The following is an 8,488-nucleotide window of genomic DNA, read 5'->3' on the forward strand; positions in this document are numbered from 1 at the left end:
GCCCAGCCCAGCCCATCTCAGATCCAGTCGGCGAGCCGCGTGCACCGCGCGCCGGAGCTCCCTTCGGCGCGGGCGAACTGCAGTGCTTCGACATCCGCAGCCGCAAGCACGCGCAGGCGCGCGCGACGAAGGCCGTCGCCAGCGACCACTCGATCCACGCCAGTTCGCGCAGATCCCGGTTATCCGGGAAGGCATCCAGCTTCCACGCGCGCGGCGGGTTGCTCCGGCTGTGGCCCGCGAGATGGACCTGGCGCACGTGCTGCGCGGGGATGCCGTCGAGATAAGCGAAACGATCGAAACCGTGATTCGCGGCGCTGACGTACACGTTGTTCACGTCCAGCAGCAGGCCGCAGCCTGTGCGAGTTGAAACGGCCGGTGCGCGACCACGAGAGGTGATCCGACACATACAGGGGATCGCCCGCGGCGACGAGCGCCTTCGGGCGCTTGACATGGCTCGCTCGTTCGATCGGTGTGCGCAGTAACGGTCGCGTCACGCCGGCGTTCGCGCGGGCTCGGGGAGCCCGCCCCGCGCTTCTTCGGTGACGACCTGCTCATTTTCGGTGAGCGTGCCGCCGAGCGCCTTGCATGCCGTCGGCGTCTTGACGATCACGCCCTGGCCCTTGCAGTGGTTCAGGCCCTTGCAATCGTTCTTCGCCGTGGCACACAGGCGCTCGCCCTTGCAGGCGTTGATGCCGTAGCAGCGGCCCGGCTGTTCCTGGTCCTTGCCGGCGGCATGCGACGGGCTCGCGATGCCGGGGGGGCGATGGCGATGGAATCCCCGGCACTGCGTCGACGGGGAATTACGACACATTTGAACCCAAACCCATGTGATGCATGCAACCTGAATAAGGTCAGACATCCTATGTGTTGTTATCGCATAACACCCCTAACACGCAATTTGTGGTAGCGGATAGCAAATCTCAGAGGGAGCGTCCTCGTCTATGAGGAGAGCGATATGAATTCGAGTATCGATGACGAGAAAAAATTTATTGGTTCGATGATATTTACTCAAGTATGGTACCTACATGTCAGACGTCGTACTTGAACAACAACCTTTACGGGGTGTTTTCATCGATAGTCCGGCGCAGTTCGTACCGTGCCCAAAAATGTTAGCGTTTAACATTTTGTGTTAGGGCGAGCGCAAAAAATACCGAACAAGGAGAACAGTCACCGGAAAATGAACGCAGCACCGACCATCTCGACGCAGGACCAAAAAGGCCACAAGGCCACCAGAGAAGAAGAGAGAGGAGACAAATGATGCACCACTGGAACAGCGCCGCCCGGCGCAAGACACCGTATTGCCGCAACGCGTTTGCACTGACCGTCCTGGCCGGCCTCGTGTCCAGCGCCTGGGCGCAGGACAACACCGAACTGAAGGCGCAGGGCAGCGCCCCGACCGTTACCGTGACGGGCTACCGCAGCTCGCTGGCATTGTCCGCGCTGGAGAAGCGCGAGAACAACGGCCTCACCGACACGGTGTTCTCCGAGGACATGGGCAAATTCCCCGACCCGAACATCGCCGACGCGCTGTCGCGCGTGCCGGGCGTCACCGTGACCCGCGCGTCGATCGACGGCGAAGGCATGAACATCTCGATCCGCGGCATGGGGCCGGCGTTCACCCGCGTGCTGCTGAACGGCGCCCCGATGGCGTCCGCTTCGGCCGGCAGCTGGGGCGGCAACATCAGCGCCAACCGCGAAGTGGACATGGACTTCCTGCCGTCCGAACTGTTCCGCAGCGCGACCGTGTACAAGAGCCAGCAGGCGGACATCAGCGAAGGCGGCGTGGCCGGTACCGTCAACATGCGCAGCGTGCGCCCGTTCGACAAGAACGGTTTCCGTTCGGCGTTCACGGCCAGCGGCAATTACCGCGACAAGGACGGCAAGTGGGGCAACACGGGGTCGGCCCTCGTCAGCAACACCTGGAACACGCGCTTCGGCAAGGTCGGCGCGCTGTTCGGCTTCGCCTGGGGTAACACGAAATACCACACCGACGTGTTCCAGACCGTCGACATGCGCACGTTCCGCCTGAATGCGGACCAGCGCAACGCCTCCGACCCGGCCTCGATCGGCGGCGACTACTTCAACAGCCCGACCACCGTCCCCAGCGGCATGGACCTGTCGTCCCTGCCGGCGTACGCGCAGGCCGTGCTGAAGCCGGGCGCGCCGATCGACCGCGCGATGCTGCTGGCGCTGAACCCGGGCGCGACGATCCAGCAGATCGACAACGGCCTGATGGGCCGCCTGCCGCGCTACCTGGTGTACGACGGCGAGCGTCGCCGCCGCGGCGAGACGCTGAGCTTCCAGTGGCAGCCGAACGAGGACTGGATGGTCTACACGGACCTGATCTTCGCCCAGAAGGGCAACAAGATGCAGCAGGAAGACATGGCCGCCGGCATGCGCGCCAATACCCCGATCCCGATCGGCCTGACGTTCGACCGCACCGACTGCTCGGCCTATTGCACGATCACGGGCGGCACGCTGGCGAATACCTTCTGGGGCCTGGAATTCCGCCCGATGAAGGAAAACACGCACTTCCGCAGCATCAATCCGGGCTTCGAGTGGCACGCGTCCGACCGCCTGACCATCGACGGCCACGTCAACTACACGGACAGCGAGTTCTACCGCGACATGCCGACCGTGCTGGTGGCGACGCAGTCGGCGCCGACCGTCGTCAAGTACGACAACTCGACGCCCGGACAGATTCCGGTCATGTCCAGCAACATCGACATCAACGACCCGACCAAGTTCGGCTGGTACCAGCCGGGCCAGGGCCTCTCCGGCCTGCGCGGCGACATCTACCAGCGCCGCAACACGACCAAGGGCTCGCGCCTGAACCTGAACTGGGGCGACGACACGTTCGCGATCAAGGTGGGCGGCTCGTTCGACGACATCACGCGCCGCTACACGGACTACGGCAACGCCGACGCGTGGATGAACTACACCTGCGGCAACCAGACCAGTTACCAGTTCATCCAGCCGGACCGGGCGCTGCAAGGCCAGTGCGACGGCCGCTTCGCGCCGGGTCCGATCCCCGCCGGCACCTATCCCGGCTACGGCACGGGCTACACGCAGGGCCAGACGGCGCCGCTGACCTACCTCGGCTCCGCCGTCACGAACGGCGACCTGGCGAAGTACGTCCACAAGAGCGATCACGGCTTCATCACGATCGACTGGGACAAGTTTGCCCAGGACACCAACTACCAGCACTACCGTAACCTGTTCTTCGCCGCGCCGACGACCAACGGCGGCTACCTGCGCGAGAAGGTGTCGGCGTTCTACCTCTCGACCAATGGCCGCTTCCCCGTGTTCGGCCGCACGCTGCGCTACAACGCCGGCGTGCGCTACGCGACGACGGAGCAGACGATCGGCGCCCCGGTCAACACGCCAGACCCGCGCAACGCCGCGCAGGGCCTGCAACAGGGCGGCCGCTACCCGGACATGCAGACCTGGGTGTACGAATCGACCAAGTACCACAACATCCTGCCGTCGTTCAACCTCTCGTACAACCTGACGAAGAACGTGATCGCCCGCCTGTCCGGCTCCAAGTCGCTCACGCGCGCCAACCCGGCGGACCTGCACCAGACCCAGCTCTCGATCGGCGACCAGGGTGTGAACCAGGGTAACGTGACGAACCCGAACCTGAAGCCGTTCAAGGCCAACAACCTGGACGCGGGCCTGGAATGGTATTTCAGCCGCGAAGGCTATGTCGCGCTGTCCGGTTTCGCCAAGGACATCGTGAGCCGCCCGGGCCAGCGCCAGATCGACTACACGTTGTCCGACCTGGACAAGATCTACGGCACGGTGGGCCTGACGGACGCGCAGCAGGCGGCCGTGGACGCCGCCGGCGGTCGCGACAAGAAGCACGTGATCATCACCGAGCCGTACATGATCGACTCCAAGCTGAAGGTGCGCGGCCTGGAATTCACGTGGCAGCAGCCGCTGGACATGCTGCCGGTGAAAGGCTTCGGCTTCACGGGCAACTTCACGTACACGAAGCAGAAGGATGAAGCCGCGGGCGCACCGCCGGTGGCCGGCGTCCCGCCGCGCACCAACAACCTGACCGTGTATTACGAGAAGGACGGCCTGAACCTGCGCGTATCGCGCCAGTACCAGTCCAGCCTGATCAGCAATACGAACACGGGTCTGGGCAATGGCGTGTACGCATATTCGACGGGGCGCTCGCAGGTCGACATGTCGGCCGGCATGAACCTGCAGAAGGTGTTCGGCTTCGGCTACAACGCGGACCTGACGCTCAGCGTCTGGAACCTGAACAACGCGAAGAGCCAGAACTACACGGCGTTCTCCAACGCGATCTTCGACGAGAACAAGCCGGGCCGCAGCTACACCATGTCCCTGCGTACCTCGTTCTGATCACTTAGTTGCGTCTCCCCGGGCCGTTTTGCTGGCGGTCCGGTATTCGTGGAGCGGCCGTGTCTCCGGCCGCTCCTTTTTTAATGGCTGGTTTGCGACGTCGTCACGCGCCTCTTGTGTTCGTTCTGCTTTATTCTGAGTAAATCTCTACAGGGAAGATGCACGGCGTAGAATCTGACGTTGCGCTGGACCATTAACGCCTACGCTGCCACAACGACCACCCTCCCTTTTTTCCTACCAAAGATATACTTTGCTCCGCAGCTCACTATGCAAGCTCGTCATCTTTGAGCTCCGTATAAATGTCATTCAGACATCGTCCGATCAATCGTTTGTCGACCTCAGTTGCGGCACAACCCAAAACAAAGCGCTCCATCGGTACTATTTCGTGAAGTTCCTTGGGAATATTGCGATAGGCTTCGTATTTTTCGATTAGGTCTTTGATTTCGTGGCGATACCACTGGTACCGCTCCTGAAGCAGGAAAGCATCAACCAATGCGGCAGACGGAATACCGACGCCTGTTACATGAAGTTTAATTTCTTCAACAGTTCCACGGAATAGACTCGGGATTGAGCCTTTTGCCGAAAAGCGTATCGACACGGAGCTCGTGTGGTCATGAGGACTGGGCAGGCCGAGTGTCAACGGATCGGCTGCTGATTTGATGCTCGAGTTGCATTGCGGGCAGGACGGCACCAGGTTGTACAAGGAAACAGCGAGATAGGGATAAGTGGATTTAGGTAAAAAATGGTCGAGCGGAGGGCGAATGCGGTATTTCCGCGCCACCGTAGTAGCGTCGGGGTCAACATAGTAGTTGATATGATGGGCGTGGCAATACGGACATATCCGAAGGTTATGTGCACTTACGAGTTCGTAAGCGCACCAGTCGGTCCGCTTCTCCGAAAATTTGTCGTAGTCGAAACAGGATTCAATGACGGCAAGCGTGTTCTTGTGAATCAGGTCGATTGTCGCATTCCCCTTCTGCGTGCGCGCCGCATAGGCACTGAATGCTGGGAAACGGCCTTGGACAAGACGGGCGATCCGCGAAAGCCGTGAAGGCGAACCGATCAGGATACCGTCCAGCATATTTTCAAGAAAATTCAACAGGCCTTTGTCAATTGGGTCGGTAATTGCGAGGCTCGCCAAGCCTGTTGTCATGCCGATATCAAAGCGTACCCGTAACAGGTCGAGGTGCTTTTGGCAGGCAATGCGCGAGAGTGCATCAAGCTTGAGCATAATATGTCTCAATCCGGCGGGTGATCTCTTCGACGAGGTACTTCCGTAACCGTTTCGACGCGATTTGCTGGACCAATGCAAGAACCTCGAGCGCCATTTCGGGTGTTCCATCTTCGCGCAGATAGCTGGCAATTCGCGAGTATTGTGTGGCGGCAAGTTCTCCTGCGAATTCGTCGACGTGATACACCGTTTTTAGCAACTCGTCTGGTGCCGCAGCAAATCCATTGTTCATCCTTCCGTGTTGAACATCGAACAGTCGGTTCGGAGGCGCGTCACCGGCGAGAATCAAGGAATGGGTGGACAAAACAAGATGAATCGCGTTAAAGCGCGAGCGATAGTGTTGCAAGAACCCTGTCAGATGCGACAGATAGGTTCGTTGCCACTCCGGGTGCATGAACATCTCGCCTTCGTCTACCGTCAGAACGACAGAATGGATGTGTCTGCTCGCCAGTTGTTCCAGCGCGCCAGCTAATGAGGCGAAAAGCATAAGCATTGCTACCTGTCCGCTGCTCAAATGCAAAAAGGACCATTTCAAGAGACCGAGATCCTCGGCTTGGCGTAGACCTTCGGTAACGTCCTCCGCCCAATTGCCAGCGTCCTGGACGTAGTTCAGAAAAGGGCCTCTGCGCCGAAGTCCCATCCGGCCACTGTTCCTGGCCTGAGTGATGGCATCATAGATACGTGCGCTGGCTGGTCCGCTGGCCGGGTAGCGCAGCATTATCACGTTTCGGACTGCTTGGGGCGGGTCCTGATCCTTGAGCTCGGTGACCAATCTGCGCAGCAAATCCTTGGCATCCTCATCACTAAGAAGGCGGGCACGCTCCATTTCGATCGACAATTGGGCCGCCAAGCTGTCGTCCAATTGAACGGGGAGGTTGCGGATACGCGTATATTCCTCACGTGTCAGGGATACATACTTTGGCTCAGATGGCGCCTCGCCCCGCTTGACATTTGACGTGTAGCGTTCTACTTGCGAGCGCAGCGACGGGATTTTGACCTTGGGCGCAACTTCCATTGACTGGATGAACGTCAAATGACGCGGTAATGCCGTCGCTGCGCGAAACAGTGCAACGCCTCCAAAAGGGTTGTCGGAAGCGAATGATGGCGTGACGTCCAGCGTAGGGCTTGCCGCAAACGCTGCGCGACGTCGCGCTGCCTCGAACGGCGACGTTGTGTAGAACACCGTTCCGAAGCCGGGTCCAAAATGTTCGACATAGCGATGAGTAACGACTCGCTCATGAAGAATTACAGTGACATCATGCAAATGGCTGCCCGGATCAACATATAAATCTCCGTCCCGCTCCCAGAGCACACCGAGCGGTATTTCCCCTTCCTCACGTGCAAGGGTATTGCAAATTTGTAGCAGCAACTTGGTTTTGCCGCCACCATTTACGCCGTAGAGCACAGTCAGAGACTCCACAGCTTCCGGAATCGTTGACTCCAATGCGGCATGACCGGTATTGAACTTTAGCGTAACAGTCAACTCATTGCTGGCAATGGAATCTTCGTGCAAACAGTAAACATTGGTCAGAAATAGCAGCGATGGAGATGGCTTGCTTGGCAAAATAAATGCGTGGAGGCGCAATTGTGACATGACTCGTTCACCGATTAGACGGCGCCGGCAATATAAAAATGAAATTATAGTTGCAAGACGGAACGAAAAAAATATCGCATTGTCACCAAGCTCTCTTTAACGCCGCGAGCATTTGGAGGAGGTGAGTCAAGAGTCTTCGGCAGCGTAGGTGCGTATGGCCGAGTAAACCTCAAACTCGGACCGCGGAGCTGCCAGCCCCTGGTGGAGTACGGAATCGCAACCTGTTCCAGTGCCGCCACCATCGGTTGGCACTGCCTGTCGATTGCGCAGGACACCCGCTTCAAACTGATGTTCCAAGCAGATTGCTGCTGGAACGCGAATGGTTACACCGGAACGCCCTTCGAGGGCGTCATTGCCGCTATCCTTGGCATGGTCACCGTCGGATCGGTCGTGGAACTGAGCGTGTTACACAATCCTGCTGTTCGTTCGACGAATGGGCGCGCCGCTCGCGACCAAAACGGTAATAGTGGGGGGCTTACGCTGAACATGGTCGGCCTCGTCAATACGAGCGGCGGGTTCGTGTCGATGCCCGCCTGAGCTCGCATGAAAAGCACGAACAGGGTTTTTTCTATTGCGCGGCCACGGACCACGTGAACCGCACCCCGTCGCTCCCATCCGGCACCGGCCCCGGACTGTCCGCCCGCACCGCATGCGTGACCGGATCGACACGCACGAACCGGTTCGTCACGAGCGACATCAGCACCAGTTCGCCGGTCGGCGTCTCAATCCACTGGAAGCTCTCCGCCTTGCCGGGCTTTCCTTTGCGCACGCCCACGTTACCCTTCGCGTCGACGCTGACCCAGGCCGCGCCGGACTGCAGGGCGACACGTCCGAGCCCCATGTCCTGCACCCGATACGGCGCCACCTTGCGGCCGGTCTTGAATTCCGCGAGCTGGATGCGCTGTCCGAACGGGATCGCGCGCATCAGGCCGTGCGGATTCGGCTGGTAGACGTCGATGCTGTCGAAATCCGCGTGCCCCCCCGTCTTCCCGGACTGGTTGTAGTTGAAGAGCGCATAGCGCACGCCTTGGAACGTCTTCAGCTGGAACACCATCGTGAACGGCGCGCCGATCGGCGCGAAGTCCTTGCCGTCGACGGACCAGGAAAAGCGCGCCTGCTCCGTGAGGAAGTCGCAATCCGCGCGCAGCTGCACGCGCGTGGCGCCGGCCGGCAGCGGCACGCGCACGGTGCGGCCGGTTTCCTGGTCGTACAGTGCCACTTGCAGGCCGGTCGCCGTCCTTTCCACGCCCAGCGTCGCATACGGAAGGTTCAGCAGGGCGAGGCCGGCGACG

Annotated in this window: 7 protein-coding genes; 2 read left to right on the top strand and 5 right to left on the bottom strand. The window is 60.1% G+C overall.

Annotated features, from left to right (window positions below):
• Together ACEN88_RS18725 and ACEN88_RS18730 are read right to left on the bottom strand one after the other, a co-directional pair.
• Positions 1-334, bottom strand: a 334-nt coding sequence (locus ACEN88_RS18725; protein WP_413341935.1) for a DUF692 family multinuclear iron-containing protein, incomplete at its 3' end; no start/stop codon positions are given.
• 156 nt (positions 335-490) lie between these two features.
• A complete protein-coding gene (locus ACEN88_RS18730; protein WP_413341937.1) occupies positions 491-811 on the bottom strand; it encodes a hypothetical protein in 321 nt (106 codons plus the stop codon).
• A 446-nt stretch (positions 812-1,257) separates the two neighbouring features.
• Here ACEN88_RS18730 and ACEN88_RS18735 point away from each other — a divergent pair, with 446 nt between their 5' ends.
• Positions 1,258-4,371 carry a TonB-dependent receptor gene (locus tag ACEN88_RS18735; protein WP_413341939.1) on the top strand — a complete coding sequence of 1,038 codons (3,114 nt, stop codon included), beginning with the start codon at positions 1,258-1,260 and terminating at the stop codon, positions 4,369-4,371.
• A 265-nt stretch (positions 4,372-4,636) separates the two neighbouring features.
• Here ACEN88_RS18735 and ACEN88_RS18740 read toward each other — a convergent pair whose 3' ends face one another.
• Positions 4,637-5,602, bottom strand: coding sequence for a hypothetical protein (locus ACEN88_RS18740; protein WP_413341941.1), 966 nt, complete (start codon positions 5,600-5,602; stop codon positions 4,637-4,639).
• Positions 5,589-7,196: a hypothetical protein gene (locus ACEN88_RS18745; protein ID WP_413341942.1), complete on the bottom strand. Its 1,608-nt coding sequence runs from the start codon at positions 7,194-7,196 to the stop codon at positions 5,589-5,591. Before ACEN88_RS18745 ends, ACEN88_RS18740 begins: the two co-directional genes overlap by 14 nt.
• Positions 7,197-7,397: 201 nt before the next feature.
• On the opposite strand from ACEN88_RS18745, the gene ACEN88_RS18750 reads away from it, so the two are divergent.
• Complete coding sequence (locus tag ACEN88_RS18750; protein WP_413341944.1) at positions 7,398-7,733, top strand: hypothetical protein; 336 nt, start codon at positions 7,398-7,400, stop codon at positions 7,731-7,733.
• A gap of 31 nt (positions 7,734-7,764) precedes the next feature.
• Here the strand turns inward: ACEN88_RS18750 and ACEN88_RS18755 are convergent.
• Positions 7,765-8,488: hypothetical protein (locus ACEN88_RS18755; RefSeq protein ID WP_413341945.1), on the bottom strand; the 724-nt coding region annotated here is incomplete at its 5' end.

Source organism: Massilia sp. CT11-108 (genome assembly GCF_047302915.1).
Lineage (GTDB): Bacteria > Pseudomonadota > Gammaproteobacteria > Burkholderiales > Burkholderiaceae_D > Telluria > Telluria orientalis.

What these genes read in the sequence shown, in the direction of transcription:
- ACEN88_RS18740 (WP_413341941.1), bottom strand. Translation starts at nt 5,602, where the DNA reads ATGCTCAAGCTTGATGCACTCTCGCGCATTGCCTGCCAAAAGCACCTC.
- ACEN88_RS18730 (WP_413341937.1), bottom strand. Translation starts at nt 811, where the DNA reads ATGTGTCGTAATTCCCCGTCGACGCAGTGCCGGGGATTCCATCGCCAT.
- ACEN88_RS18735 (WP_413341939.1), top strand. Translation starts at nt 1,258, where the DNA reads ATGCACCACTGGAACAGCGCCGCCCGGCGCAAGACACCGTATTGCCGC.
- ACEN88_RS18745 (WP_413341942.1), bottom strand. Translation starts at nt 7,196, where the DNA reads ATGTCACAATTGCGCCTCCACGCATTTATTTTGCCAAGCAAGCCATCT.